Raw genomic sequence first — 26,937 nt, 5'->3', positions numbered from 1 at the left:
ATTATACCCTATCAGATAAGGAAAAAGCCTTCGCTTTATGCAAAAGCTTGGAAATGACCGGAGGAATGACATCCATGCTTCATGGAGAAGCCGATTTACTTCACCACATCCCCTGTATTGACGATCCTGATTTTTACTTCGTAGTCCACTTCTGCGTTCGCAAAGTGTTCATCCCAATCCTTTTTCATCTTTTGATATTCCCTTGGGTAAGCGATCCGGAAACTATCGGAGAATCCGACGACTTCCGTTTTATAATCATCCTGAAGCTTTTTCATCGTTTCCTTCATCAATCTCTTGACTTCTTTTTCTGCCAAGCGTCTCAATTCTTCTACGTAACGTTCGGACAAATCATGGCCAGACTGGGACCAATCTTCCGTTATCCATCCATCTGCTTCACTTTGTACCAGGAAGGATAGACGCCCATCCTGTAATTTCGGCTTTACCTTCGTCTTGTAATGCTGTACTTCGTATACAATCGTATGATCTTTATCATCCTGGAATTCAAGTAAACCAGCCTTCCCTTCCCCGCTCATCCAGTTTATCCCTTCCACCTCTTCCGTCGTCAGGAAACCGGCGAGCTTCCTGTCCTTCCCTCTTATTATGCCGGCCCCGTCCACTTTGATCGTATTATTTTCCTTCACGACATTCGGCAAGGTAAAGCTGATCCGGGAAGCCAGATTGGCAGCAACCTCACCTAAGCGTACTGGAGGCAGGATTTTCAGCGTGCTTGTTTTATTATCGAAAATGCTGCTGATATAGCTGCTGGGTATCTCCCCTTCGATGTTCGTGTCCAATACATCAAACGTTTTCTGCTCGCTTAGGACAACATACGGGCTAAGGCGTGTCACATTATCACGCATGATCTGATCGAGCATAATGGAAAGATCGTATTTGCGCGCTATTTCTTGATTGATGATGATGGATTCCAGATGATCCGTGTACACAGGATAAGGCAGCTGAAGGGAGATGGAACGCAGAATATCCTGGACCGACTCCCCTTCAAGGGTAACGTCTTGATACATTTTCCCTTGCGGCGCTGCCCCTTGCTCTCCTTTTTTCTTGGTACTGGCAATCTGCGTGGTATGCTTGATCGGAGTCTGCTCATTCTCGCTGCTATCGATGCCAAAGCCGATCACAAACGACATTTCCTCGATATCAGCGCTGTCCCAGCAGCCGGACATGAATAACAGCGAAGCAATTGCACATAGACAGAGATCACGTACCCTTTTGTGTCTCTTCACTGTATTTCAGCCTCCTCACAATCGCAATGATCAACAGCAGCGATGGAACGAGGAAAGAAAAAGTAAAGCTTGTCCAGCCAATCATCGTCCCCATCTTTTCCAACTGATTCAAATCCTGAGGAATCAAACAAATGATATAAACTGCAGCCAAAAGGAAATAATTCGCTTTCTTATATGATATACGCGTCAGCTGGGAGATGCCTTTGGCCGCCACATATTGACAGACCACATATGTCGTGAACATCTGGATCAGCCAAACGACCAAGAACAGCGAATCAAAACGTTCAAAGAGGATGCCTTCGTATTCGTATTCCTGGATGAGGGCAAATGTCGGCCATTTCTGATGTTTCATCCTATCTACCGATAAACCGCCGGTAATGATGACGACAGCCAATAAATAAAGGGATACCGGTATGACTATCCCGATCAACGCCACCTTCTTCGCGTCTTTGGGCTTCTGCATCATGGCAACGAATACGAGCATGAATTCCAATCCGCTGAAAGTGAGGAACGTCGGAGTGACTCCCTTCAATACAGGAGCTACTCCAAGTCCGAATACAGGCCGCAGATTATCAATTTCAAATACTTTGAAACCAAGACAAAATACCAGGATGAAAATGAATAGACAAACAGGCGTCAATAGCTCGATCAGCCGGGCAATCGGATTGATGCCGCCCACCAGCAGGTAAATGGCAACCCAGTACATACTGATCAGAATGACAGGAATCGGCGTTTCTTCCAGCAAATAAAACTGTGTCAATTCCCCCATGGATCGTATTTCAAACGCGCCGATCAAAAGCGCGTATCCGATGAAACCAATGCTTAATATCGTCCCCAGCCATTTGCCGACGATCAGCTTGTTGAATTCGAAAAAGGTAAGGCGGTCAAAGCGAAGGCTCAAAGTCACGATGATAAGGCACGAAAGATAAGCGCATATGCCGCCCAACAGTACACAAATCCATAAGTCCGGCGTTTCGACTTTCATGGCCAGATTCCGCGGCAGGGTAAAGATACCTACTGCAATCAGTGTTGTTGCAAGCAACGAAACCATTTGTACGGTCGTGATCCTAGTCGTTCCCATTTTCATCTGCCATATCTCCTAATATTTCTTTCTTCTGACCTGGTCCTTCGGGAAGTATTCTGCGGGACGATTTCTCATCGTAAACAAAGGCATGCGGAGAAAGAAGTCCTTCCAGTCTTCTTTGCTGTATAATGTGCCCGGAGTGATATAAGGGACTCCAAAGCTGCGCAGCTTGACCGCATGGACACAGAGTGCCAAAAAGAATAAACTGATCCCGTACAAACCAAGGAAAGCAGCGGAAAACATGGCCAGGAATCGAAGTGCCCTCAGCGCGATGCCCGCTCCGTAATGAGGCGAGACAAAGGATGCGATGGCCGTGGCGGCGACGACAATGACCATGATCGGACTGACCAGCCCAGCCTGCACCGCCGCTTCCCCGATGATCAGGGCACCGACCAACCCGACCGTTTGCCCTACCGGCCGTGGAAGCCTGAGACCTGCTTCCCTCAACAATTCAATCGATACTTCCATCAGCAGCGCCTCGATGATCGTCGGAAACGGAACCCCCACCCTCGTCCCGGCTATGGCCAAGGCTAAATCAGTCGGAATCAGCCCTTGATGGAAAGATACGAATGCAATATAAAAGGACGGCAGGAATACACTCAAAAAGGCAGCTACATACCGAAGCAGCCGAATGAGGGACATTGGGATCCAGCGCTCATAGTAATCCTCCGGTGATTGCACCATCACGGAGAATGTCGCCGGCACAATCAGGGCATATGATGAGCCATCAAGCAGGATCCCGACCCTTCCCTCCAAAATCGCCCCCATCACGCGGTCGGGCCGTTCCGTTGCCTGTACTTGCGGAAAAATGGACATATAGTTATCCTCTATCAGCTGTTCAATATAGCCCGTATCCGCCGCATGGTCTATATCCATATTTTGTATGCGATCCTTGACTTCCTTGACCAGCTCTTCATTGGCGATGTCCTTCACATATACCACGGTCAGCTGTTTGCTCGTTCTCTCCCCAACATTAAAATCCGAAAATGTCAAATTGGGGTCCGTCGTCATCCTGCGCAATATTGCTGTATTATCCCGAATATTTTCGATGAAACTCAGACGGGGCCCCCTGACAAGCGCTTCGGTGATCGGCTCGTCCAAATTACGGGAAATCCATTTTTTGGCACTGAGCACAAATGCTTCATCCAGTCCCTCCGCCAACAGCAGAACAGATCCAGACAGAAGCTGCCGTATCATTTTATCCGTGTCCTTCAGAGCCTTTATATCACTGACTTCCAGCGCATGATAAAGCAAGTAATCCTTTATATTTCCACTCTTGAATAGATGGAAGCCAGACTTAGACTGCTTGCTGTGCATCAGCGGATGAAGGATGGATTGCTGCAACAGCTGCTGATCGACCAATCCATCGATATGGACGATCGTGCAGCTTCGATTATCCATTCCCAATTTGAATTGACGGAAAATGATATCGGAGCTGTCACCGACGATAGCTTTGATATGTTCCACGTTCTGCGCTAATTTTGCAGACAGGACAAATTGATTCGGAAGGAAGGTCTGCTCTTTTCGTTTGTGGACTTTTTTGCGGAGCCCTTTTAATTTATTGGCCAGTACAGTACATAAGACTGGTACAAGGACAACAACGATCGTACCGATCCACACATCCAACCACAGAAGAAATTCAATTATATTTTCCATCATGTGCACTCCTTGATATGTATACTGCCCCAGCAAATTCCGGCTATGCACTGCATGAATACCCTTTTAGAGCAAAAGAGCTCATTGCACAGCCGCGCAATGAGCTCTTTGTTCACGTTCCGGGTCATTCTTCATGATTCAAATCGGCAACTGTTATTTTCATCAATTCTTCCGTCGACAGATGGTGATCATGGCGCACAAGCCGGACTGCTTGCATCCGGATCGCTTTTTCGATGATATTCCGTACAAAGCGGGCATTCGAGAAATCCGCTGTTCGTTTGGCTTTCTGCTGGACGATGATTTCCTTTAGCTTCCATTCCGCTTCCTTCGTCAGCTGATACTCTTTCTCTGCAAGCATCCCTTTGGCTATATTCATCAATTGCTCGGATTTATAATCAGGGAACTCGAGCTGGATCGGGAAGCGTGAACGCAGCCCAGGGTTCAAGCTCATGAAATGCCTCATTTCCCTGGGATATCCGGCAAGGATGAGGATAAATCGGTTGGAAGCATCCTCCATATGCTTGACCAGCGTATCGATTGCTTCCTTCCCGAAGTCCTTTTCGCCTCCGCGCGCCAGCGAATAGGCCTCGTCGATGAACAGGATGCCGCCCATGGCACGCTGGATGAGCGCTCTTGTTTTTTGAGCCGTATGCCCGATATATTCACCGACTAAATCGGCCCTTTCCGCTTCAATGAAATGTCCTTTATCCAAAACCTCCATATCACGAAAAACTGAAGCAAGCTTCCGGGCAACTGTCGTCTTCCCTGTACCGGGATTGCCTTCGAAAAGCATATGCAGCACTTGCTTTTCCTGCTTCAGTCCCGCTGCCTCCCGTTTCTGGCTGATATGGACATTTGCATAAATTTCTTTGATTGTTTTCTTGAGCTTCTCCATTCCGATGAAGGAGGCGAATTCCTGGTCGATATGACGGAACGGATCGATATCGCGCTTGGCAGCAGCACTTTGCAGCTGTTCCGTCTCCTGCTGCCTGTTTTTCAGGACGATATTGATTTTTCCTTTCGCATTCGTAACTTGAGCTTCCATATGATCACCCCTCACTGCAGTTTACGCTCAAGACAGGTAGGCCGTGACAAATGCCCAATGGTCTTTATCTACTTTATTCAGCGGCGCTCCACTTTAAAACAAAAATAAAACGGGCGCATTGGGCGCCCGCTTTATTTTAACTCTGTTCTTTATAATCCAGCGATACATTCTTGACTGGGGAGAATGTAGAAATCGCATGTTTGAAGATTAATTGCTGTCTTCCTTCCGTTTCGAACAATACAGTGAAATTGTCAAACGCCTTCACCGTTCCGCGAATTTGGAAGCCATTCGTCAGGAAAACAGTGACTTGCATACGTTCTTTGCGCAGTTGATTCAGATATTGGTCTTGGATATTAACAGATTGAGACATCTATTCCCCTCCTAATTTCTATACGGTTCCTATTTCTACCTTTATTCCAGCTTTCCTGCAAGTTCTTCTAAAATAATTCTAAATTTTTGTTTTTTTGTCGCAGGCGTAATCGTATACCAGTCCACATCCATCTTATTGCGGAACCATGTATATTGACGTTTCGCATAGCGTCTGCTGTTCTGCTTCAGCTGGACCACCGTATCCTCCCAGTCCATTTTCCCTTCCAGATAAGGGATAAACTCCTTATACCCGATTGCCCGCATGGATTGGGTGTCTTTGATGCCGCGATCCACCAGCTGCTTCACCTCTTCCAGCAATCCGGCAGCAAGCATCTTATCGACCCGGCGATTTATCTGTTCGTAAAGCATATCCCGGTCCATCTCCAATCCGATCATCGTAGCATCATAACGAGCATCAGGTTCGGTCTCTTCATGATCACTCATTCTTTTACCGGTGCGGCGGTAGATTTCCAGCGCCCGGATCACCCGCCGGATATTATTCGGATGGATGCGCTCTGCCTGTACTGGGTCGACCTCCTGCAGCTGGCTGTGCAAGTGAAGCGGTCCATGTTCTTTTGCTTCCTGCTCCAGCTGCTGCTGATAGCTGTCATCCCGTTTTGCCTCCGAAAAATCGTAGCCGTAAAGGGCAGCCTGTATGTATAAACCGGTTCCGCCGGCAATGACCGGGAGTTTTCCGCGGCTTGTTATATCCCTGACACAAACCTCTACATCAGCTTGAAAATCGGCCGCAGAATAATTTTCATCAGGGTCGCGGATATCAATCAGATGATGCGGGATTCCTTGCTGTTCCTCTTTGGTGACTTTTGCCGTTCCAATATCCATGCCCCTGTATATCTGCATGGAATCGCCGCTGATCACCTCGCCGCCGAATTTTTTCGCGATTTCGATACTCAGCTGGGTCTTGCCGACACCCGTGGGTCCGACAACGACGATTAGTTTCTGTTTTTCCATGTCATTCTCCTTCTTTAACATGTCATTAGTTTAGCATAACACTGCAAAGAAAGATAAACGAAAAGCCGTGCACGCATGAGCACAGCTTATTTTTCATCGGCATCGATAAGATATTTCGTCAGGCGGATGGCTTCATATTCCAGTCTGCCGAGGATATCCGCAAGCAATCCAGCTGTCGCATCATCTTCCTGCCTTTTCGCAAGCGGTATGCCGGTGATCTTGATTTCCTGGGCCAGTTGACTGTAATCATGACGCAAGGTCTTGACGACTTCATAATCCTCATCATCGGCTTGCGCTTCCTTCAAGGTAGCTTCCTTCAGGAATTTGCTCATGACTGCTATCGGTCTGCCGCCGATGGCAAGCACACGATTGCCCAACGATTTCTTCATCTGGTCCAATTGCAGATGCAAATCCTCTGTATATTGCTCAATCACATAACCATATGGGCCTTTAGCATACCAATGATAACGCTGAAGCTTCACATGCAATACACTGATATTGGCTATTTGCTGGTTCAGAAAGTCCACAAGATGCTGATTCTGCATGGCTAACGCCTCCTCTGGCTAATCAGCATGCCCAAAATCAGAACAATCTATTCCATGTTTGCGGCCCGACGATACCGTCCACACCAAGACCATTGCTGCGCTGGAAATCGACGACGGCCTGTCTTGTGACCGGGCCGAAAATCCCATCTGCTGTCACGCCTAATGCCCGCTGGATCCGCCGGACATCATCTCCGCGTGACCCCATCCGAATATAACTTCCGGGGTATGGGACACTGGCAGACTGTCGTGAATCGCTTGCCGATGACCCGATATAATCAAGCGGGTCGACCGCGTTGGATTTGTCCGCGTTCCATCTGCCGCGGTGCAATTCAAAATGGAGATGCTGACCAGTGGAATCCCCCGTGCTGCCCATATATCCGATGAATTGTCCCTGCCTGACAGCATCTCCCACGCTTACTTGCCGGGATCCCGACCGCATATGTGCATAAACCGATTCATACGTTTGTCCGTTAAGCTGATGCACAAGGAAGACGACTTCTCCGTATGAGGAAGACACATACGATCTGCTGACAGTACCGGCAGCAGCTGCGACGATTCTCACAGTGCCGGATTGTGCCCAATCGACACCATTATGGGATGATCCAGCACCTCGGAAGCCGTTTGTCAGCCTGCCTGATGTCGGTTTGATGAATAGTGCCATACTGTAATCTCCTTCCTGTCAGTAATCAGATTACAGGATAGTATAAGCACGTTCCCCATCCTCCGGGGCGGTGAATACCCAGACAAGCCAAAAAGGCGCAGCTGCCTGCGCCTATTGTACTCGTTTGAACAGTTTTTCCAGCTCGTATGAAGTGAAGCGGATGATGATCGGCCGACCGTGCGGACAGGTGAAAGGATCCTGTGATGTCCGGAGCTCTTCCAATAGATGGAACATATCATCATGATTCAAGTGATGGTTCGCTTTGATGGAACGTTTGCAGGACATCATGATTGCCGCTTCCTCCCGTAATTTGTGAATATCGACTTTGCTTTCCTGCATCACCTGTTCCACGATTTCACGGATGATTTCCTCTTCGAAGCCTTTCGGGAACCATTGCGGATGGGAGCGGACGATATACGTATGTCCTCCGAAGGATTCAAAGAATAATCCGACTGCCTCAAGCTCTTCCCGATACTGCTCGATGATCAAGGATTCCTGCCGGGTGAAATCAAATGTGAGCGGGATGAGCAATTCCTGCAATTCCTTTTCCACTTCCCCGATTTTTTCCCGGTAGTATTCGTATTTGATCCGTTCCTGCGCAGCATGCTGATCGACCAGGAAGAGACCCTCTTCATTTTCCGCCAAAATATACGTGCCATGATGCTGCCCGATTGGATACATCGGCGGGACTGCATATTCCGGCTCATTTTCTGGGTCGACGGTATCCCCTGGTTCGTTTGCTTCATCAGGATCTGAAAGGAAAACCTCGGGCTCTGGCTTTCCTTCCCCTTCAACCTCTATGATCGGAGGCGCTGATTCCTTCACTTCATCAAAGAACCATCGCTCCGGTTGGGGATCTGGTTCTTTGACCGGTTTATTTTCAAAGAAAGTGAAGCTTTGCTGTTCGCTTCGTTCCTCGACCTTTTTCTGTTTCGGTGCGACAGTTTCCGGAATGAGCCGCTGCTGCCGAAGCGCCTTGCCGACCACCTGCTCGACAGCATCAAACAGCTCTTTTTCCTTGCTGAAACGGACTTCGAGCTTAGCCGGATGCACGTTGACATCGACAAGGACCGGATCCATTTCGATGGAAATCACAGCAAGCGGGAATCTGCCGATCGGCAGCAGGGTATGATACGCCTGCATGACGGCTTTGGCCAAGATAGGATTGCGGATGTATCTGCCATTCACGATAAAGGATACATACTGACGGGAAGCCCGATTGATCTCTGGCTTGGCCGCTAACACCGCCAGCTTATAATCCAATGTCTCATGTGTCGCCTTCACCATTTTCTTCGCAACGGAATTACCATAGATTTGAGCGACGATCTGCAGCATATCCCCTCGTCCGGTTGATTGGAACAAAGCTTTGCCATTGTGCGTAAGTTCGAACCGTATTTCCGGGTGAGCAAGCGCAAGGCGGTTGATCACCTCGGAGACATGGCCAAGCTCCGTATGGATCGTTTTCATATACTTCAGGCGGGCCGGGGTATTGAAAAACAGATGACGGACCGTAATCTCCGTCCCTTTCCGTGCATCGCATTTGCTTCTTTCTTTGATTGCGCCGCCTTCCATGACTAGCTTCACACCTGCATTTTCACCAGTGCTTGTCTTGATTTCAAGCTGACTTACCGCGGCAATACTGGCCAATGCTTCCCCGCGGAACCCAAGTGTACGGACATGGAAGAGATCATGCTCATTCCGGATCTTACTCGTAGCATGACGGAAAAAGGCCCTTTCCACATCATCCGGTTCCATGCCGTCACCATTGTCAACAATGCTGATTTCGGTCAGCCCCGCTTCCTGTACGGCCACTTTGATCACTGTACTGTTTGCATCGATACTGTTTTCCACCAGTTCCTTGACGACCGAAGCCGGCCGCTCGACCACTTCACCCGCTGCAATCTTATTCGCTAAATCATCCGGCATCAATTGAATCGCCATATTGGAACCTCCTTACTTCTTTGCTGCCATTTGCTGCAATTTATATAATAGATTCATAGCTTCAAGCGGTGTTTGCTCCATCAAATTGATCGATGCAAGCTCTGCCAACACTTTATCCGCTCGGCTGTCTTGTTTTTGTTTTTTCATTTCCGGCTCTGGCTCTGCGAAAAACGATAGCTGAACCTCTTCCCGCTCCTGTTCAGGTTTGGAGACAGCCGGCTTTTTCCCCTGCCCTTCCAGCTCCTGAAGGATGTGGGAGGCCCGTTCGATAAGGCTTCCCGGGAGCTTAGCCAATTTTGCGACATGGATACCGTAGCTTTCATCAGCCGCTCCATCACGGATTTGATGGAGGAAAACGACATTCCCGTCATGCTCCTCTGCCCGGACGTGGACATTGCGAAGCTTATCCAAATTCTCCTCCAAAGACGTCAGCTCATGGTAGTGCGTCGAGAATAAAGTCTTTGCATGGATATGGTCATGGACATATTCGATGATGGCTTGTGCAAGAGCCATGCCATCATAAGTGCTTGTCCCCCTGCCGATTTCATCCAGTAAAATCAGGCTTCTGTCGGTCGCATGCTCCAGGGCATGCCTGGACTCCAGCATCTCGACCATGAAGGTACTCTGGCCGGAAACTAGATCATCCGCCGCCCCGATACGAGTGAAGATCTGATCGAAAAGAGGCAGATCGGCTGCTTCACAAGGAACAAAACAGCCGATTTGGGCCATGATGCTCGTCAATGCCACCTGGCGCATATATGTGCTCTTACCGCTCATATTCGGTCCGGTGATAAGCAGGATATCCGCATCATTTTCCATTTGCACATCGTTCGGTACAAACTCGCCCGATTTCATCACTTTTTCGATGACAGGGTGGCGGCCCTCCTTAATCGACACGGATCGTTCGAGGTTGAATGTCGGTCGCGTATAACGCTGCTTTTCACTTACTTCAGCGAAGCTTTGCAAAACATCCAACTGGCTGATCTGTTCTGCGAGCTGCTGCAGTGCAGGGATATACGTCTTGACATGGTCCCTGATTTCCATGAACAGCGTATACTCAAGATCCACACTTTTCTCCTGCGCCTCCAGGATGAGCGCTTCTTTTTCCTTCAGCTCGGGTGTGATGAAGCGTTCTGCATTACTGAGCGTCTGTTTACGTTCATATTTCCCTTCCGGAAGCAGATGAAGATTCGCCCGCGTTATCTCGATATAGTAGCCAAATACCTTGTTATAGCCGACTTTAAGCGATTTGATACCCGTCTCCTCGCGCTCCCGCTGTTCCAGTGCGGCAATCCATTGCTTCCCATTCCTTGAAGCATCCCGATATATATCAAGCTGTTCGTGGAATCCGTCTTTCAGGATGCCGCCTTCCCGCACACTGATGGGTGCATCTTCATGCAAACTGCTTTCCAGATATTCACACAGATCCGGCAGCGGATCGAGCGCTTCCCCCATGCGGCGGACTTCCTCTTCCTCAAAGCTTGAGAGAACCTGCTTCAATTCAGGCAGCTTTTGCAGTGTACGCTTCAGCTGCAACAGATCCCTCGCATTGACGTTTCCGAAAGCGACCCGACCGGATAGCCTTTCGATATCATACACGGATTGCAGATGCTGCCGGATCGTATCGCGTTCGAAGAAATGATCCAGAAAGGCCTGGACCAGATCCTGGCGTCTTACAATCGCTTCTTTTTGCAGCAGGGGACGCTCCAGCCATTTCTTCAGCATACGCGCGCCCATTGCCGTAACGGTGTCATCAAGCACCCATAGGAGGCTCCCGTGCTTCCCTTTCTTCAGGATCGTTTCGGTCAGCTCGAGATTGCGTTTTGAATACATATCCAGTGTCATGAAATGCTTGAGCTCCATCACTTGGAGCGGCTTCAGATGATCCAGGCCACGTTTTTGCGTCCGTTCCACATAGTTCAATAGCATGGAAAAACATCCCAGCAGCCTGGCATCCGTCACATTGCCAGTGAGCTTATCCAGTGACATGCCAGCACTGTTCATTTCCTGATAGGATAACGTGACACCAAGGCGGTCCCGCAGCGCCTCCTGCAGCTCCGGATTAAACCCCTCGGTGATGACGATCTCCCTCACCGGCTGGTTGTAAAGCTCGCTCAGCAGACTATCGAAGCCACCTTCCAGCAATGCAGCCCGGTTTTCTCCTGTGGAAAGATCATGGTACACAAGGCTGTATGTACGGTCTTCATTTTCCGTGACAGCTGCCAGGTAATTGTTCTCCTTTTCATCAAGCATGCCGTTTTCCATGACAGTACCTGGTGTGATCAGCTGGACCACTTCCCGCTTCACGACACCTTTAGCCGTCTTGGGATCCTCCACTTGTTCACAGATGGCGACTTTATAGCCGCGTGATACAAGTGTTTTTATATAATTATCTGCCGAATGATACGGAACGCCGCACATCGGCACCTTTTCATCGCCTCCTGCATTCTTGCTCGTCAAGGTGATCTCCAGTTCCTTCGTCGCTTTCAGCGCATCCTCAAAGAACATTTCGTAAAAATCACCTAGCCTGAAGAAGAGGAAGGCATCCTTATAATCGGCTTTTATTCTTAAATATTGCTGCATCATCGGTGTATAACCTGACATTTTCTACTCCCCTGTTTCATTGCAATTAGTCCTATTATAACACAGGTATTTTCCTAGTTTCTTCTGTTGCGTCACTTTGAAAAAATACAAAAAACGAGAGCGCCTGCTCTCGTTTTAGTCTTTGTCATCCTTTTTATCCAAAAAATCAGGATCTACATCTTTGAAATCATCTTCAGAAAGCTCATAATCCCAATCTTCTTCTACGTCCACTTCCACTTCGCATCCATCAGGATCGACCTTCACGCAAAGCTTTGTTTCTCCCACGACTTCTACAAGGAATTCCTTCTCGACTTCGACGAAAATCTTCTGGCCATGCTGCACGATCTTGCATTCCAAGCAATTCGGCTGTTGGATTGCTTTCGCATAAACCTCAAACTCGTCATCCAGACAATTTTCATCCTTGATGCTCAATTTGACCAATTCCTTATACTCGACAGTTTCCGATACAACGTCTGTTTTGGAATTATCATTGTAGGAATACCAAACGTTGATATCATACTTGCCGACTACTTCCACCCCTACGTCGCCTTTCTTTTTTGCGTGATAGCGGTGATTGATGATCCAGCAGCCAAGGATGCTGGACGGTTTGTTGTCCGGGCGGATATGATCGATATGCTTGCTGAATTTACGACCGCGGCCGATGACCGCTTTCGTGATGATTTCACGATATGACTGATCTTGAAAACCCATCTTGCCAAAACCTCCTCTTTTTACATAGTCATGTTATGCAGGGTGTTCACCTATGGTGTCAGAAAATAATGCTCCCGCTCACCACAACTAAACGCTCCTCCATACTATGCAGATGCCTAAAGAGAGGTTATCGAAAACTTGCCGGATGACTGATCATTAAAGAAAAAAAGAAACGGACTCAATTGTCCGTTTCTTCATCACTGAAGACAGTTTGCTGGATATTCTGGCTGATACTCTGCAGGATATGATTCGTAATGACTTGGGACTCCTTGAATTCCTGGACGACAGGGATACTATCGATTTTCTCCTGCAGCTCATCTATTTCCTTTTCCATTTGCAGCTGTGCTTCCCGTTTGCCATAAGCCTGCAGATTGACAGCCTGCTTCTGCTTCATTTTAATTTGATTGATATATGTCTGCACCTTTTTGTTCTCGTTAAGCTTCGCTTCCAGCTGATGAAAGTGCTCAATCTCTTCCAGGTGGCCCATTTCATCTGCCAAGCTTTCAGCCTGCTTGAGAATCTCTTCGGTGGAATAACCCATTAGATCTGTACCTCCGCTGTTGTTTCTGTCAACTCGCCATCGAGTGACCATGTTTTGGCTTTCTTTATACGTACCGGGACGATTTTACCGATCACTGACTTCGGACCCTTGAAATTGACGAGCTTATTCTTTTCCGTATAACCTGCCAGCACGTCCGGATTCCGCTTGCTTTCCCCTTCGACCAATACGAGGACTGTTTCTCCTTCATACGCACGCATGGACTTGGCTGCATATTCATCCACCACTCTATTCAATCGCTGCAGGCGCTCCCTTTTCACTTCCATCGGAATATTGTCTTCCCATTTGGCAGCGGGCGTCCCTTCACGCGGGGAATAGATATAGGTGTAGGCAGCTTCGAACCCGACTTCTTCGACCAGCGATAAAGTTTCCTGGAACTGCTCCTCGGTCTCGTTCGGAAATCCGACGATGATATCGGTCGTCAGCGTCACATTCGGTATCTGCTGCCTGATCTTGTTGACAAGCGTCAGATATTCTTCGCGTGTATAACGACGGGCCATTACCCTGAGTATATCATTGCTGCCCGATTGGACAGGCAAATGGATGTGATCAAGAAGATTGCCGCCTTTGGCCAGTACCTCTATCAGTTTATCATCAAAGTCACGCGGATGGGAAGTCGTGAAGCGGACACGCGGAATATCGACCTTCCTGATTGCATCCATCAGATCCCCGAGCCCGTAATCGATATCGGGCAAATCTTTGCCGTAGGCATTCACATTCTGACCAAGCAAAGTAATCTCTTGATAGCCCTGTGCTGCCAGCTGCCGCACTTCCTGGATGATATCCTCCGGCCGTCTGCTCCGTTCCTTGCCGCGGGTATATGGGACGATGCAATATGTACAGAACTTATCGCAGCCGTACATGATATTGACCCACGCTTTGATCTTGCCTTTTCTCGCTTTGGGAAGGTTCTCGATGACATCGCCTTCCTTGGACCATACTTCCAGCACCATTTCCTTGCTGAATTGGGCTTCTTTCAATAGCTGCGGAAGCCGATGGATATTGTGTGTCCCGAAAATCAAATCGATATGATTATGCTTCTTCAGGATTCGATTGACGACCGCCTCTTCCTGCGACATACAGCCGCAAACACCAAGGATCAGATCGGGCTTCTCCAGTTTCAAGGCTTTTAGATGACCTATTTCCCCGAATACTTTATTCTCGGCATTTTCCCGGATGGCACAGGTATTAAGGAGTATGACATCCGCTTCGTTTGTATCCGTGGTGGGTGCATACCCCATTTCCAAAAAAAGTCCTGCCATCACTTCGGTATCATGCTCATTCATTTGGCAGCCGTATGTACGGATAAGGAATTTTTTGCCCCGTCCCGCATCCTTCAGCTCCGGGGGAATCGTGAAATCATAATGGAACTTAACCTCTTCCCTGCGCCGCTTTTTGGCCTGCTTCAAATTCGGCGGCTGGTATGTCGTTTGGAAATACTTAGCGAAATCGGCTGTTGTCTTTTCATGAAGCGGCTTCTCGATTTGATTTGCCTGTTCTGAACCTGTCAAACTAACGGATTTACGCTGTTCCTCATTCACTGTTTCCTGCTCCCCCATCCATAGATCGTTTTTGTCCATTATACCAATGCTCTTATCAAGGTCCAAGTATCGGAAATAAAAAATCCCGCTATGAGCGGGATTTATCGTGGTTCTACAATTAATTTGATGGCAGTCCGTTCCTCGTTATCGATCATGATATCCGTAAATGCCGGGATACAGACCAAATCTACACCACTCGGAGCAACAAATCCCCGGGCGATGGCGACAGCTTTCACGGATTGATTAAGTGCTCCTGCGCCGATTGCTTGGATTTCCGCTGAGCCGCGTTCCCTTAATACGTTCGCGAGTGCGCCTGCTACTGAGTTTGGATTGGATTTCGCTGAAACTTTTAGTATATCCAACACTGGTACCTCCTTCGTTTACTGGACTACTTTCCTTTTAACTATATTTCTGTGTGGTGATGGATATGCCCATTTCGGGCGATGTCAGAAAAAAGTGCTGCGGTCTGTCCTGGATTATATCTGTAAACAAAAGAACTAGTGAAGGAGCAGCAAAGATCAATCCATATACGGGTGGTCATCATTGATCAGGATGCGTTTGATGGAGGAAGCCTTCCCCGTTTGCGGATCCAGATCGATCACTACTCCATTTAATTGTGTTTTACCCTTTTTTGGTACTTCAAAACGTACTGGGAGATTAGTCAGGAATCTTTTGATGACTGCCTCGCGCTCCATTCCCAGGATTGCGTCATACGGACCAGTCATACCAGCGTCTGAAATATATGCCGTACCAGAAGGCAGTATACGTTCATCTGCTGTCTGCGTATGCGTATGGGTGCCGACGACAGCGCTGACCCGGCCATCGACATACCAGCCGAATGCCTGCTTTTCACTTGTCGCCTCCCCATGGAAATCGATGAAGATCAGATTCGTCCGCTTTTGTGCTTCTTTGATCAGCCGGTCGGCTTCCCGGAACGGATCATCCGCCGGCATCATGAATGTACGCGCCAGCAAATTGATGATTGCCACTTCATATTGATTCACCTTCACATAGATGATTCCTGTACCGGGAGTCTGCGGCGGCAGGTTGGCCGGTCGGACTAGATATTTTGCATCGTCGATGAATTCGAAAATATCCCGCTTATCCCATGTATGGTTGCCCATCGTGATAGCTTGTGCTCCCCATTCCAGGAATTGTTTATAAATGCGTTCGTTGATCCCTTTTCCATCCGCACTATTCTCTCCATTGATGATTGTCAGCTGCGGCTGATAACGCTGTTTCAGGCGAGGCAAATATTCCTGCACCATTTGACGTCCCGGTTCCCCGACAACGTCCCCGATAAATAATAGCTTCATAATCCATTCCTTCCTGACTGTCTATTAAAAAAAGCGGCACAAGGCCGCTTTCTTATTTAGCATATTCAACTGCGCGTGTTTCCCGGATGACCGTGACCTTGATATGGCCAGGATAATCCAGCTCGCTTTCAATGCGCTTCCGGATATCACGAGCGACCTTGATCGATTCCAAGTCGTCGATTTCATCCGGTTTGACCATGATGCGGATCTCACGTCCAGCCTGAATGGCGAAGGATTTCTCCACGCCCTGGAAGGATTCCGAAATCTCCTCCAGTTTCTCCAGACGTTTGATATAGTTTTCCAGTGTCTCGCTTCTTGCCCCGGGACGGGCAGCGGAAAGCGCATCGGCTGCAGCTACAAGCACTGCAATAATCGATGTCGCCTCCTCATCCCCGTGGTGGGAAGCGATGCTGTTGATGACAACTGGATGCTCTTTGTATTTGACCGCGAGTTCTTTCCCGATTTCAACGTGGCTGCCTTCGACTTCGTGGTCGATGGCTTTACCGATATCATGCAGGAGACCTGCACGTCTGGCCAAGGTAACGTCCTCGCCAAGCTCGGCTGCCAGTAATCCTGATAGATAAGCTACCTCTGTCGAGTGCTTCAGGACGTTTTGACCGTAACTTGTGCGATACTTCAATCTTCCCAGTATCTTCACAAGATCCGGATGCAAGCCGTGTACGCCGATTTCAAAAGTCGTTTCTTCCCCTGTCTCACGAATGTACTCATCGACTTCCCGTCTGGATTTCTCCACCATTTCCTCGATTCGGGCCGGGTGGATTCGTCCATCCTGAACAAGTTTTTCAAGTGCGATTCGTGCGATTTCACGACGGACAGGATCAAAACCGGACAAGATGACCGCTTCAGGTGTATCATCAATAATTAGATCAATTCCCGTAAGTGTCTCTAGCGTACGAATGTTACGGCCTTCCCGTCCGATAATGCGTCCCTTCATCTCGTCATTCGGCAAGTTCACGACGGATACCGTCGTTTCCGCAACATGATCGGCTGCACAGCGTTGAAGTGCAAGGGAAAGAATGCTCTTCGCTTTCTTATCGGCCTCTTCCTTGGCACGATGTTCCGCATCTTTGATCATGACAGCTGCATCGAAGGCAACTTCCTTCTCGACTTTGTCCAGCACGATCTGACGTGCTTCGTCGGACGTATAGCCGGAAATACGCTCCAATTCAAGCTGCTGCTCTTTCACCAAGACTTCCACTTTGCTTTCCAATTCTTCAATTTGTTGTTGTTTTTCAGCTAATGATTGTTCCTTTTTCTCTAACGTAATTTCACGCTTATCAAGCGTATCGCTTTTACGGTCCAGATTTTCTTCTTTCTGCATCAGACGATTCTCCTGCTTCTGCAGTTCGAGACGTCGCTCACGTAATTCCTGCTCCGTCTGCTGACGCAGCTGGAAGTTCTCATCCTTCGCTTCGAGAAGCGCTTCTTTCTTAGCCGTTTCCGCATTGCGATGGCCCTCTTCTACTATTTGCTTCGCCAATTCCTCCGCACTGGAGATCTTTTTCTCAGCAATAGATTTGCGAACAAGATAACCAACAACACCACCGACGATTAGAGCAAGCAAAATGGAGATGATCAGGTAAATTAGATCCATGATTTCACCTCCCCTGCTATGAAATTGTACAAACATGTCTGTCGGCATGCACAATGTTTTTCATTAAAAAAACTATGGTAACCTTAGAGAAGTATAATAAAGAAAGAAAATTATACAAGTTAATTTTAATCCTGTGTTCGCATGTTGTCAAGGAAACATGGAAAGTACTAGCAGATTGGCGATTAGATGAATCTGCACAGGCAGCATGCAGCGATTCCAATTCCCGGAGCATGATCCGGAATGCGGTGACGAGATATTATACCAGCTATGCTTCCAATCCGAATTTGCCTTCAAAAAAATCCGAACAGATGCAAATCCAACTCCCCAATTTGCACCTCGTTCGGATTTAGTTTGGCCAAGGCATGTATCCCAGCCCAAGAGCCTTACATATCCAAAGTTTCCTGTTCTTCTGTAACAACTTCTTCAGGAAGCTTCTTATCAGCATCCAGATTGTAATGATCGCGCACACTCATCTGGATGGTAGTGGATAGTTCCGGATTCTCTTTCAAGAATTGCTTCGCGTTTTCGCGGCCTTGGCCGAGACGCTCCTCATTATAGGAGTACCAAGCTCCGCTCTTCTGGATGATATCCAAGTCGCTCGCGATATCGATGAGTTCCCCTTCCCTGGAGATCCCTTCCCCGTACATGATATCGACTTCCGCTTGCTTGAAAGGCGGCGCCACTTTATTTTTCACCACTTTGATTCTCGTTTTGTTACCGACCATATCGTTACCTTGCTTCAATGTTTCGGCACGGCGTACTTCCAAACGGACGGAGGAATAGAATTTCAGGGCGCGTCCGCCTGGTGTCGTTTCCGGATTCCCGAACATGACACCTACTTTTTCACGAATCTGGTTGATGAAGATCGCAGTCGTCTTGGACTTGTTGATCGCACCAGATAGCTTGCGAAGTGCCTGGGACATCAGACGCGCCTGCAAACCGACGTGGGAATCCCCCATCTCCCCTTCAATCTCCGCTTTTGGTACAAGGGCAGCAACAGAGTCGACAACCACGATATCCACCGCTCCGCTGCGCACAAGCGCCTCGGCGATTTCCAATGCTTGTTCCCCTGTATCCGGCTGGGAAAGCAAAAGCTCATCGATATTGACACCAAGCTTCTCTGCATACACGGGATCAAGTGCATGCTCTGCATCGATGAAGGCTGCTTGTCCGCCATTGCGCTGTGCTTCTGCAATCGCATGCAGGGCAACAGTCGTCTTACCTGAAGATTCCGGACCATAAATCTCGATGACACGGCCTTTCGGATATCCGCCGACACCAAGTGCGATATCAAGTGCAAGGGAGCCGCTGGATACGGTAGAGACCTTTTGTTCCGCTCTTTCGCCCAGTTTCATGATCGAACCTTTACCGAATTGCTTCTCTATTTGTCTCAAAGCCATATCAAGGGCTTGTTTACGTTCACTCAAATGTGTTTCCTCCTTTGGATTATCTATACCTATTCTAACTTGTTTTTTGAGATATAACAAGCAAAAAGCGAATAAATGTTCCCTTTTTTTATTTCTCCGGAACCTGTCAAAATGACAGTGCTTCCAGGCAAAAAGAACATTTATCCGCTTTGAGCCATGCTTAAAATATCATTTCAAGTAATGGAAGAGCAAATCAAAGCCCTTCTTCACAGCCTGCGCCCGCACGCCTTGACGGGAGCTCCGGATCGACAGCTCGGTTGTCCGCGTTTGTTTGCCTTTTTCATGGAGGCTGATGAAGACAGTCCCAGGCTCTTTCCCTTCCGAGCCATCCGGACCGGCAACGCCGGTGAAACTGATTCCGATATCGGCACCTGTCAGACGGACGGCATTCTCCGCCATCTCGATGGCACATTGCTCACTGACGGTGCCTTCCTTCCGAATCGTTTCTTCCTTCACTCCGAGCACCTGCTGCTTCACAAGGGGTGAATATGCAACGAAGCTGCCAAGGAATACCTCGGACGCTCCGCTCAAGGAAACGAGTGCGTCCGCGAATAATCCGCCGGTCAGGCTTTCGGCGCTTGCCAGTGTGAACTGCCGTTGCTTGAGGAGTTCGAACACTTGCTGCTGTACCGAAGTCTCGTCATATCCATAGAAGTATTGGCCGACACGCTCCATCACTTCTTTTTCCACGACATCTATCAGCCTGTCTGCTTCCTGCTTCGAATCCGCCCGTGCTGTAAGCCGCACAGCGACCTCTCCTTCAGAAGCATACGTGGCGATCGTCGGATTTTCCTGTGCTTGAATCAAATCAAGCAGGTCGGTTTCCAGCTGTGATTCCCCGATGCCGATGAAGTGAAGCAGGCGGGATTGCAAAACGGATTGAAGATCAAATTTCTCACGTACATAAGGCATGACGTGATCGGACATGATCTGCTTCATTTCACGAGGGACCCCCGGCATGAATGCCCAGACTGTCCCCTCATGCTCGACAAGCATACCAGGCGCCATACCGACTGTGTTTTCCAGTACTTTCGCTCCTTCGAACACACGGGCCTGCTTGTGGTTGTTCGGCGACATCGTGCGCCCGCGCTTGAGGAAGAACTCTTTGATGCGGTCCATGGAAACTTTGTCTTCATGCATTTCCAGACCCGACACAAGCTGAAAGGCTTCTCTTGTCAAGTCATCCTCTGTCGGTCCCAGCCCTCCGGTCACAAGGACCAAATCGGCATCGCGCTGCGCCTTTTCGAAAGATGATCTGACTCTTCCGAGATTGTCGCCCACCACATGATGATAAAACACGTTGATTCCATTATCTGCCAGCTGTTTGGAAATCCATTGGGCATTTGTGTTGTTGATTTGCCCGATGAGGATTTCCGTCCCTACAGCTATCACTTCTGCATTGATTTGCTTCATATTATTTCGACTCCTTCATGACACTCCAGTTTCTGACAAAGTAGTCGACTCCGGACACGATCGTCAGGATCAGCGCAAGATAAAGGCAAATCGTCGCAAACGGGAATCCCAGATAGGAAAACGGCCAATTATGCAGCAGTAATGCACTGATGGCAACGATCTGTACTGCCGTTTTCTGCTTGCCCATTTTGCCTGCTGCCAAAACAAGACCTTCTCCCGCTGCAACGAGACGCAATCCTGTCACGGCAAACTCACGGCTGATGATGATGATTGTGATCCAAGCCGGCGCTAAATCCAATTGTACCAATAAAATGAGCGCAGCTGAAACAAGCAGCTTATCCGCGAGCGGATCAAGGAATTTACCAAGGTTCGTCACAAGATTATATTTGCGTGCATAATAGCCATCCACCCAGTCGGTACAGGATGCGATGATGAATAGGATCGCTCCTGCCAGATGGTTCACCGGCAGGGAATTCTCCCCGATATCAAGCGTTCCCCAATCAAAGGGGACTGCCAGCAGGATGATGAAGATCGGAATCAGGAAAATCCGGGATAATGTAATTCTATTGGGTATATTCATGTCTGCCTCCTATGTATGCATGATCAAACAAAAGTTAAACCCTTTCCATAGACGCAAAGGGTTTAACTCGTACCATTATTTCTGGATATTGACCTTGATGGTCTGCACATCATTATCGATCGGGAATGTCAGTTCCTGACCGTTGATTTCCAATTTAGTCGCTCTGGCAAAACCTGTCTTGATAGAGACTGTTTCCAAATCACTTACGTCCTGCTCCACAGGTTCGCTTCCGGCAGTGATCGTACCGGTGTATACATTCCCGGCATTATTTCCGTCGCCTACTTGCAGCCAAGCATCCCCATCCTCGGCAGCAAGCGTCAATGTCACCTCATCACCTGCATTCTCCAGTGTGTACGTGGTTACTGGATTGCTGGCAGTGCCTTCTTCGTCAACGGAGAGCTTAGGTTCTGCCTGCTCCTCTTCCTGCTGGGCCTGTTCATCTTCCGCTGCATCATCTGCTTGCTCATCCGCATCGGCAGATTGATCGGCTGTATCCTCATTTGTCCCTGGATTTGCGGACTGGCCGTTTTCAGGCGAAGTAACCTGATCCTCATTCTGCTGCGTGGCCGTATCATTCTCGGTGTTCTCATTGGAACCGCCGGCATAGAAGAAGATGACGACAGCAATGGCAGCCAATACGATCAATCCGATGATGATGGAAGATAAATACGGAATGCCTTTCCTCTCACGGCGGGGAGGCCCGTCATTTTCCTGGGTGCGGCTGCGTTCCTGACGGGAAGGAGCTTCGCTTGCCTCTTCCTGAACCGGCGGAGCAACTGCTTCCTGCTGCGCTTTGGGCTCCAGCACCTCATCCGGATCAAGACCTACCGTCTGTGCATATTCCTTGATAAAGGCACGCGTGTAGAAGTCACCAGGCATTACGCTGTGGTTATTCTCCTCAATTGCTTTCAGATAACGCTTTTGAATTTTGGTGCGCTGTTGTACATCCTCCAAAGTCATTCCCTTGGATTCCCTTGCTTCCCGGAGCTTTGCACCAATGTCCATTAATACCACCATCCATCTTTAAAATTGCTTAAATCTGTCTGAATTCCGGTTCATAGATGATTTGTTCATCATCATGATTCCGAAGTTCAATAATATAATCGAAATCATCCAATGTAAACTCCGTTTCCCGGACGAATATATCCGGATGCTCGATTACTTTTGCTACAGGGAGCCGCATCACTTCGCGTACAAGCTCCCAATGACGCTCACTCGAGCGGCTGGTCGAAACGATGCCGTCGATGATGAAGAGATTGTCCTCATTGTATTCATCCTGCAGCAGCTGATTCCTGGCTGTCTGCTTCAGGAGCGTACTGGAGACGAATAGCCAGCGTTTGTTGGCGCTCACGCTTGCGGCGATGATCGATTCTGTTTTGCCAACACGCGGCATCCCTCGTATTCCTATTACCTTTGAGCCTTCCTGTTTAAACAATTCTGCCATGAAATCGACAAGAAGTCCGATTTCACTGCGGACGAAACGGAATGTCTTCTTATCGTCCACATCCCGGTGTATATATCTGCCGTGCCGCACGGCAAGCCGGTCACGGAGCTTCGGCTCTCTGGATTTCGTGATATGTACATGCTCCATCGTCCGCAAAATGGAATGGAGACGGATGATCTGCAGCTCTTTTTCGGCCGAAAGCAGCATCCCGCGCCGCTGGTTCTCCACCCCGTTTATCGTCTTGATATTGATGGATAACATACCAAGCAGGGAAGAGATGTCCCCAAGCAAACCCGGACGGTCATGCTGGATCTCATATTCCAAATACCATTCCAACGTTTCCATAGAAAAGCCCCTTTACAGGAAAATAGCGTCTGATAACAAAACCTATTCTTACTATAAAGGAAAAAAGTAGATTAGAAAAGCCATAACAGGCTGTTACTATAAAGAAAACCTGCTTCTGGGAAAGAAGCAGGTTTTAATGAAGTTGGCTTACCTTTTAGCGAGTATGGCCATTATCTTGGACAAGCTTAACCATCATGTTGGCGATTGCTTGTTTCTCATCCTTGGACGCGACAGTCCACAGATCACGAAGGATTTTCTCTTCCGTGTTCTTAGCTTCCACTTTTGTCGCAAGATAATCACCGATCTCATACGCAATGCCAGAGACAGTATCAGTCTCCATCCCTTTGTTTTGCGCCTGATGCAGACGATCACCCAGGAAATCTTTCCAAGAATCAAAATTGTCAAGAACTGACATGGTATCTTCCTCCTTCATTAGCTTGCAGTTTATCTTTTGACAGAAGGAGGCTTCTTATACACAAAAATATAACTTAATTTTACCAGCCGCCATTCACTTCCAATGCATGCCCATTCACATAGGAAGCTTTGTCGCTGAGCAAATAACTGACGGCATCGGCGACCTCGCTCGCCTTGCCAAACCGGTCCATCGGAATATCCTCTGTGATGCGGAGCTTCTCTTCCGGGGAAAGCTGGCTGTTCATGGCGGTATCGATGGCACCCGGAGTCACTGCATTGACACGTACGCCGCTGGTTCCGACTTCCTTGGCCAATCCTTTGACGAATCCGATTTGGGCAGCTTTGACACTGGAATAAGCGACCTCGAAGCTGGCACCCCTTTCTCCCCAAATGGAGGAAATGATGACAATCGCCCCATTCCGTCGTGTTAGCATCGACGGCAGCACATGCCGGCTTATTCGCCAGGGAGCCTTTACATGGACGGCAAGCAAATCGTCCATCTCATCATTCGTCATATCCTGGAACATGCCGTAATGCGCCATACCGCCAGCATAGACCAGTTGATCGATCGGGAAAGACAAAAAACCCAGAAGCTCCGACAAGCCTTGCTCTGTTGTCAAATCAGCGCGGATCGTCCCAAGCACACTCTCCGGTATATCACGGCACAGCTCCTCCATCGCCTGTTCATTCCGATTATAATGAAGCAATAGCTGATGCCCCTCACCGGCAAGCTGACGGGCGCAAGCAGAGCCGATAGCCCCGCTTGCGCCCGTGATGAAAATGACTTTGTCCATGGTCATGCCTCCTGAGGCAGGATCTGGCAGACGGACAGTCGATCTTCACTGAACCATTCTTTCAGGAAAGCATTCGCGTCGTCAGCTGTCAATTTTTCGATTGCTGGTACGATTTCGAACAAATCAACCCCGGCAAGATGGTATTGAATGAATCGATTGGAGACAAACTCCAAGCTGTTCATCGCCCGCAGCAGCTGACCGATCGTTTTTTTCTTCATACGATCCATTTCTGCCTCGGTGACAGTATGGTCTTTCATGCGCTGCAGCATTCCTTTGACGGTATCGGCGAATCGATCCGGATCGCCCGTATTGCCACCGATGATGGAGAACCCGAAGTTCTTCTCCAGGCTGGTTTCGAAGCTGAAGCTGTCATCGATCAGATCTTCTTTATATAATTCCTCATAATAGACCCCGCTCTTAGAGAAATAATAGTCCAGGACCATATCTGTCAGCAGTTCCTGCCGGAGAAATGCTTCCGGTGACGCATAATCCGTTTTTTCTTTGATGCCGATCATGCATTTCGGCACACTTACCGGCATATGGACTATCTTTTTCTTTTCTGCCACCGTTTCAGGCTCCTCCGGGAAGAAGCGTTCTATCTTGGCAGGAGGAGCGAATGTCTTCCCGGCTTGGTTGGACCGGATAAGTTCCATCATCTTCTCCTGATCGATATTGCCGGTGACGAATAATGTCATATTCGAAGGATGATAGAACGTGTTATAGCAAGTATAAAGGTCTTCCTTCGTGATTTCCTGGATCGATTCCACAGTTCCGGCGATATCGATCCTTACCGGGTGAGACTGGAACAGGCTCTGGATGGTGCCAAAGAAAGAACGCCAGTCCGGCTGATCGTCATACATGCGGATTTCCTGGGCGATGATGCCTTTTTCCTTTTCCACCGATTTATCGGAAAAGTAAGGGTCCTGGACGAAATCAAGCAATGTCGTCACATTCTCTTCGATATGGGAAGTTGCAGAAAACAGATAGGCTGTCTGCGTGAAGGAAGTGAATGCATTTGCTGATGCACCTTGTTTGGTGAAATCCTGGAACACATCCCGATCTTCTTTTTCAAACAGCTTATGCTCGAGGAAATGCGCAATTCCTTCTGGCACAGTGATTTTTTCCTTCCCATCAAGCGGGACAAAAGTCTGGTCGATCGATCCGTAGTTCGTTGAAAAAATCGCATATGTTTTTGCCATCTCTGATTTCGGCTGCAGGAATACCTTCAGACCGTTCGGCAGCGTTTCTGCGTATACTGATTCCTGTAATTGTTCGTAATGATTCTTATGCATCCTCACTCGTCCCCCTTATTCGTCAGCAGGTATACGGTATCCAGCTGGACTTTTTCTGCCACTTGCAGGACATCTTCCTTCGTAACCTGTTTGATTGCTTCCAGCATTTTCTCGATAGGTATGTTCCTATGTCCCACTACTTGCTGGTACAAGGTTTCGATATGACCTGCCGGGTTATCGATCGTCTCCAGGATTTGGCTGACGATGAGATCCTTCACTTCCTCGACTTCGCTGCCCTCGAATTCCCCTGCCTGCATGGCGGCGAGCTGAGCATCGATGATTTCCCTGGCTTTCTCATAGTCTTTCGGATCGATGCCCGAGAAGACGAATAATAGCCCTTTATGGCTTTCAAAACGCGAAGCTGCGTAATAGGCCAGGCTATGTTTTTCCCTGACGTTCCGGAACAGCTTGGAGCTCGGGAAACCGCCGAATAGGCCATTGAATACTTGCAGTGCGGCATAATCCGGATCGTCATAAAGGATATTGGTGCGGTAGCCCAAATGAAGCTTGGCTTGCTGCACGTCCTGTCTCTCCACCACTTCCTTGATATCTCCAGTCGCAGGGTGAACAGCAGCAGCCCTTTCTTCCGCTGGTGCAGTGTCCCGTTCCATGAATGGACGGACAGCTTTTTCGGCATGCTCTTTATCCACATCGCCAAGAATGTAAATATCCATCTTATCCTGCTTCAGCAGCTGTTTGTAATAGTCAAACAGCTTCCGGCCGTCCATTGCTTCCAAGTCTTCTTCATACCCGTGCACATGGAGGCTGTACAATTCTCCTTTGCACATCTCATCGATGAGCCGCATATTTGCATAGCTCATCTTATCATCTTTCAAGGCTGTCATCTTCTGTCTCAGGGTTTGTATTTCACGTGAGACGATCGATTGGGTGAAGGCGTCATTTTCCACCTTGGGTTCGAATAAAATTTCACGCAGCAAATCGGCTGCTTTTTCGAATAATGGAGTCCGATCGCTCAGATAATTCTCATTTGCTACATCCAGGCGCAGCGTGATGATATGCTTTTCGCCTTTCTTCGTTCCTGTAATGGACAAGATGGCACCGTATAGATCGTCCAGCTTGATGCGCAATGCGCGCGCATCCGGAAGATTGGCAGTACCCTGCTGCAGGACATACGGAAGCAGGGCCCTTGCTGTTATCGTCTCTCTTTCAAGCGGCGCCTGTAGCTTCACAGCAATGCTGATTGTCTTGTATTTCTTCGTTGGTATAAGGTGCAGCGTCGCACCTTTTCCTGTGATGATCTGTTCATCTGCAATTTTCATGAGGAACCTCCCTGACTACTGTTATGTATAGCTTCTCTAGTTTTGCTTATATATATCCGACAATCCTCGCTATGATTACCATATTAATGAAAAATCGACTGGAAGTAAA

Annotated in this window: 25 protein-coding genes and 1 pseudogene; all 26 read right to left on the bottom strand. The window is 48.4% G+C overall.

What is annotated here, in order from left to right:
- Positions 1-95: 95 nt before the first annotated feature.
- A complete protein-coding gene (locus CHH53_RS03780) occupies positions 96-1,241 on the bottom strand; it encodes a Ger(x)C family spore germination protein (protein ID WP_095214778.1) in 1,146 nt (381 codons plus the stop codon).
- Positions 1,216-2,328 (bottom strand): GerAB/ArcD/ProY family transporter, encoded by a 1,113-nt coding sequence (locus CHH53_RS03775; protein WP_095214777.1) that lies wholly within the window; start codon positions 2,326-2,328, stop codon positions 1,216-1,218. Before CHH53_RS03775 ends, CHH53_RS03780 begins: the two co-directional genes overlap by 26 nt.
- Before the next feature lie 12 nt (positions 2,329-2,340).
- Positions 2,341-3,984, bottom strand: a complete 1,644-nt coding sequence (locus tag CHH53_RS03770) for a spore germination protein (protein ID WP_233134802.1) — start codon at positions 3,982-3,984, stop codon at positions 2,341-2,343.
- 121 nt (positions 3,985-4,105) lie between these two features.
- Positions 4,106-5,026, bottom strand: a complete 921-nt coding sequence (locus CHH53_RS03765; RefSeq protein WP_095214775.1) for an AAA family ATPase — start codon at positions 5,024-5,026, stop codon at positions 4,106-4,108.
- Between the two features lie 136 nt (positions 5,027-5,162).
- The gene (gene hfq, locus CHH53_RS03760; RefSeq protein WP_038560416.1) at positions 5,163-5,396 is read right to left on the bottom strand and encodes an RNA chaperone Hfq; all 234 of its coding nucleotides are present in this window, start codon (positions 5,394-5,396) and stop codon (positions 5,163-5,165) included.
- 41 nt (positions 5,397-5,437) lie between these two features.
- A complete protein-coding gene (miaA, locus tag CHH53_RS03755) occupies positions 5,438-6,388 on the bottom strand; it encodes a tRNA (adenosine(37)-N6)-dimethylallyltransferase MiaA (protein ID WP_369819854.1) in 951 nt (316 codons plus the stop codon).
- 65 nt (positions 6,389-6,453) lie between these two features.
- Positions 6,454-6,912 carry a Dps family protein gene (locus tag CHH53_RS03750; protein WP_095214773.1) on the bottom strand — a complete coding sequence of 153 codons (459 nt, stop codon included), beginning with the start codon at positions 6,910-6,912 and terminating at the stop codon, positions 6,454-6,456.
- Between the two features lie 37 nt (positions 6,913-6,949).
- On the bottom strand, positions 6,950-7,117 hold the full coding sequence (locus CHH53_RS17580) for a peptidoglycan-binding domain-containing protein (RefSeq protein ID WP_233134820.1): 168 nt from the start codon (positions 7,115-7,117) through the stop codon (positions 6,950-6,952).
- A gap of 60 nt (positions 7,118-7,177) precedes the next feature.
- Positions 7,178-7,573 (bottom strand): annotated as a pseudogene (locus tag CHH53_RS17575) (M23 family metallopeptidase); the annotation flags it as partial.
- Between the two features lie 111 nt (positions 7,574-7,684).
- A complete protein-coding gene (mutL, locus tag CHH53_RS03740; protein ID WP_095214771.1) occupies positions 7,685-9,514 on the bottom strand; it encodes a DNA mismatch repair endonuclease MutL in 1,830 nt (609 codons plus the stop codon).
- 12 nt (positions 9,515-9,526) lie between these two features.
- Positions 9,527-12,118 carry a DNA mismatch repair protein MutS gene (gene mutS, locus CHH53_RS03735; protein WP_095214770.1) on the bottom strand — a complete coding sequence of 864 codons (2,592 nt, stop codon included), beginning with the start codon at positions 12,116-12,118 and terminating at the stop codon, positions 9,527-9,529.
- 114 nt (positions 12,119-12,232) lie between these two features.
- Positions 12,233-12,808 carry an outer spore coat protein CotE gene (cotE, locus tag CHH53_RS03730; RefSeq protein ID WP_095214769.1) on the bottom strand — a complete coding sequence of 192 codons (576 nt, stop codon included), beginning with the start codon at positions 12,806-12,808 and terminating at the stop codon, positions 12,233-12,235.
- A gap of 178 nt (positions 12,809-12,986) precedes the next feature.
- Positions 12,987-13,349: a YlbF/YmcA family competence regulator gene (locus CHH53_RS03725; protein WP_095214768.1), complete on the bottom strand. Its 363-nt coding sequence runs from the start codon at positions 13,347-13,349 to the stop codon at positions 12,987-12,989.
- The gene (miaB, locus tag CHH53_RS03720; protein WP_095214821.1) at positions 13,349-14,908 is read right to left on the bottom strand and encodes a tRNA (N6-isopentenyl adenosine(37)-C2)-methylthiotransferase MiaB; all 1,560 of its coding nucleotides are present in this window, start codon (positions 14,906-14,908) and stop codon (positions 13,349-13,351) included. Before miaB ends, CHH53_RS03725 begins: the two co-directional genes overlap by 1 nt.
- 101 nt (positions 14,909-15,009) lie before the next feature.
- Positions 15,010-15,270 (bottom strand): stage V sporulation protein S, encoded by a 261-nt coding sequence (locus CHH53_RS03715; protein ID WP_093726526.1) that lies wholly within the window; start codon positions 15,268-15,270, stop codon positions 15,010-15,012.
- Between the two features lie 156 nt (positions 15,271-15,426).
- A complete protein-coding gene (locus CHH53_RS03710; RefSeq protein WP_095214767.1) occupies positions 15,427-16,224 on the bottom strand; it encodes a TIGR00282 family metallophosphoesterase in 798 nt (265 codons plus the stop codon).
- A gap of 52 nt (positions 16,225-16,276) precedes the next feature.
- Positions 16,277-17,839 carry a ribonuclease Y gene (rny, locus tag CHH53_RS03705; RefSeq protein ID WP_095214766.1) on the bottom strand — a complete coding sequence of 521 codons (1,563 nt, stop codon included), beginning with the start codon at positions 17,837-17,839 and terminating at the stop codon, positions 16,277-16,279.
- Between the two features lie 383 nt (positions 17,840-18,222).
- A complete protein-coding gene (recA, locus tag CHH53_RS03700) occupies positions 18,223-19,266 on the bottom strand; it encodes a recombinase RecA (RefSeq protein ID WP_095214765.1) in 1,044 nt (347 codons plus the stop codon).
- Between the two features lie 168 nt (positions 19,267-19,434).
- Positions 19,435-20,679, bottom strand: coding sequence for a competence/damage-inducible protein A (locus CHH53_RS03695; RefSeq protein WP_095214764.1), 1,245 nt, complete (start codon positions 20,677-20,679; stop codon positions 19,435-19,437).
- 1 nt (position 20,680) lies between these two features.
- Positions 20,681-21,259, bottom strand: coding sequence for a CDP-diacylglycerol--glycerol-3-phosphate 3-phosphatidyltransferase (pgsA, locus tag CHH53_RS03690; RefSeq protein ID WP_095214763.1), 579 nt, complete (start codon positions 21,257-21,259; stop codon positions 20,681-20,683).
- Positions 21,260-21,334: 75 nt separating this feature from the next.
- On the bottom strand, positions 21,335-22,264 hold the full coding sequence (locus CHH53_RS03685) for a RodZ domain-containing protein (protein ID WP_158221471.1): 930 nt from the start codon (positions 22,262-22,264) through the stop codon (positions 21,335-21,337).
- Positions 22,265-22,292: 28 nt separating this feature from the next.
- On the bottom strand, positions 22,293-23,048 hold the full coding sequence (locus CHH53_RS03680) for a DUF3388 domain-containing protein (protein WP_095214761.1): 756 nt from the start codon (positions 23,046-23,048) through the stop codon (positions 22,293-22,295).
- A 154-nt stretch (positions 23,049-23,202) separates the two neighbouring features.
- On the bottom strand, positions 23,203-23,463 hold the full coding sequence (locus CHH53_RS03675; RefSeq protein WP_095214760.1) for a DUF3243 domain-containing protein: 261 nt from the start codon (positions 23,461-23,463) through the stop codon (positions 23,203-23,205).
- Between the two features lie 79 nt (positions 23,464-23,542).
- Positions 23,543-24,256 (bottom strand): elongation factor P 5-aminopentanone reductase, encoded by a 714-nt coding sequence (gene ymfI / locus CHH53_RS03670; RefSeq protein WP_095214759.1) that lies wholly within the window; start codon positions 24,254-24,256, stop codon positions 23,543-23,545.
- A gap of 2 nt (positions 24,257-24,258) precedes the next feature.
- Positions 24,259-25,548 carry an EF-P 5-aminopentanol modification-associated protein YfmH gene (yfmH, locus tag CHH53_RS03665; RefSeq protein ID WP_095214758.1) on the bottom strand — a complete coding sequence of 430 codons (1,290 nt, stop codon included), beginning with the start codon at positions 25,546-25,548 and terminating at the stop codon, positions 24,259-24,261.
- A gap of 2 nt (positions 25,549-25,550) precedes the next feature.
- On the bottom strand, positions 25,551-26,828 hold the full coding sequence (gene yfmF, locus CHH53_RS03660) for an EF-P 5-aminopentanol modification-associated protein YfmF (protein WP_095214757.1): 1,278 nt from the start codon (positions 26,826-26,828) through the stop codon (positions 25,551-25,553).
- Positions 26,829-26,937 lie beyond the last annotated feature (109 nt).

The organism is Terribacillus sp. 7520-G, assembly GCF_002271665.1.
GTDB lineage: Bacteria > Bacillota > Bacilli > Bacillales > Amphibacillaceae > Terribacillus.
This window is presented reverse-complemented; position numbering and strand designations above follow the sequence as displayed.

Excerpts from the sequence above, each read along its gene's own strand:
- CHH53_RS03675 (WP_095214760.1), bottom strand. The coding sequence starts at position 23,463 with ATGTCAGTTCTTGACAATTTTGATTCTTGGAAAGATTTCCTGGGTGAT.
- ymfI (WP_095214759.1), bottom strand. The coding sequence starts at position 24,256 with ATGGACAAAGTCATTTTCATCACGGGCGCAAGCGGGGCTATCGGCTCT.
- CHH53_RS03725 (WP_095214768.1), bottom strand. The coding sequence starts at position 13,349 with ATGGGTTATTCCACCGAAGAGATTCTCAAGCAGGCTGAAAGCTTGGCA.
- CHH53_RS03695 (WP_095214764.1), bottom strand. The coding sequence starts at position 20,679 with ATGAAGCAAATCAATGCAGAAGTGATAGCTGTAGGGACGGAAATCCTC.
- CHH53_RS03775 (WP_095214777.1), bottom strand. The coding sequence starts at position 2,328 with ATGAAAATGGGAACGACTAGGATCACGACCGTACAAATGGTTTCGTTG.
- CHH53_RS03750 (WP_095214773.1), bottom strand. The coding sequence starts at position 6,912 with ATGCAGAATCAGCATCTTGTGGACTTTCTGAACCAGCAAATAGCCAAT.
- CHH53_RS03710 (WP_095214767.1), bottom strand. The coding sequence starts at position 16,224 with ATGAAGCTATTATTTATCGGGGACGTTGTCGGGGAACCGGGACGTCAA.
- yfmH (WP_095214758.1), bottom strand. The coding sequence starts at position 25,548 with ATGCATAAGAATCATTACGAACAATTACAGGAATCAGTATACGCAGAA.
- mutL (WP_095214771.1), bottom strand. The coding sequence starts at position 9,514 with ATGGCGATTCAATTGATGCCGGATGATTTAGCGAATAAGATTGCAGCG.
- CHH53_RS03680 (WP_095214761.1), bottom strand. The coding sequence starts at position 23,048 with ATGGAAACGTTGGAATGGTATTTGGAATATGAGATCCAGCATGACCGT.
- CHH53_RS03765 (WP_095214775.1), bottom strand. The coding sequence starts at position 5,026 with ATGGAAGCTCAAGTTACGAATGCGAAAGGAAAAATCAATATCGTCCTG.
- CHH53_RS17580 (WP_233134820.1), bottom strand. The coding sequence starts at position 7,117 with ATGGGGTCACGCGGAGATGATGTCCGGCGGATCCAGCGGGCATTAGGC.
- rny (WP_095214766.1), bottom strand. The coding sequence starts at position 17,839 with ATGGATCTAATTTACCTGATCATCTCCATTTTGCTTGCTCTAATCGTC.
- CHH53_RS03770 (WP_233134802.1), bottom strand. The coding sequence starts at position 3,984 with ATGATGGAAAATATAATTGAATTTCTTCTGTGGTTGGATGTGTGGATC.
- hfq (WP_038560416.1), bottom strand. The coding sequence starts at position 5,396 with ATGTCTCAATCTGTTAATATCCAAGACCAATATCTGAATCAACTGCGC.
- yfmF (WP_095214757.1), bottom strand. The coding sequence starts at position 26,828 with ATGAAAATTGCAGATGAACAGATCATCACAGGAAAAGGTGCGACGCTG.
- cotE (WP_095214769.1), bottom strand. The coding sequence starts at position 12,808 with ATGGGTTTTCAAGATCAGTCATATCGTGAAATCATCACGAAAGCGGTC.
- miaA (WP_369819854.1), bottom strand. The coding sequence starts at position 6,388 with ATGTTAAAGAAGGAGAATGACATGGAAAAACAGAAACTAATCGTCGTT.
- CHH53_RS03685 (WP_158221471.1), bottom strand. The coding sequence starts at position 22,264 with ATGGACATTGGTGCAAAGCTCCGGGAAGCAAGGGAATCCAAGGGAATG.
- mutS (WP_095214770.1), bottom strand. The coding sequence starts at position 12,118 with ATGTCAGGTTATACACCGATGATGCAGCAATATTTAAGAATAAAAGCC.
- pgsA (WP_095214763.1), bottom strand. The coding sequence starts at position 21,259 with ATGAATATACCCAATAGAATTACATTATCCCGGATTTTCCTGATTCCG.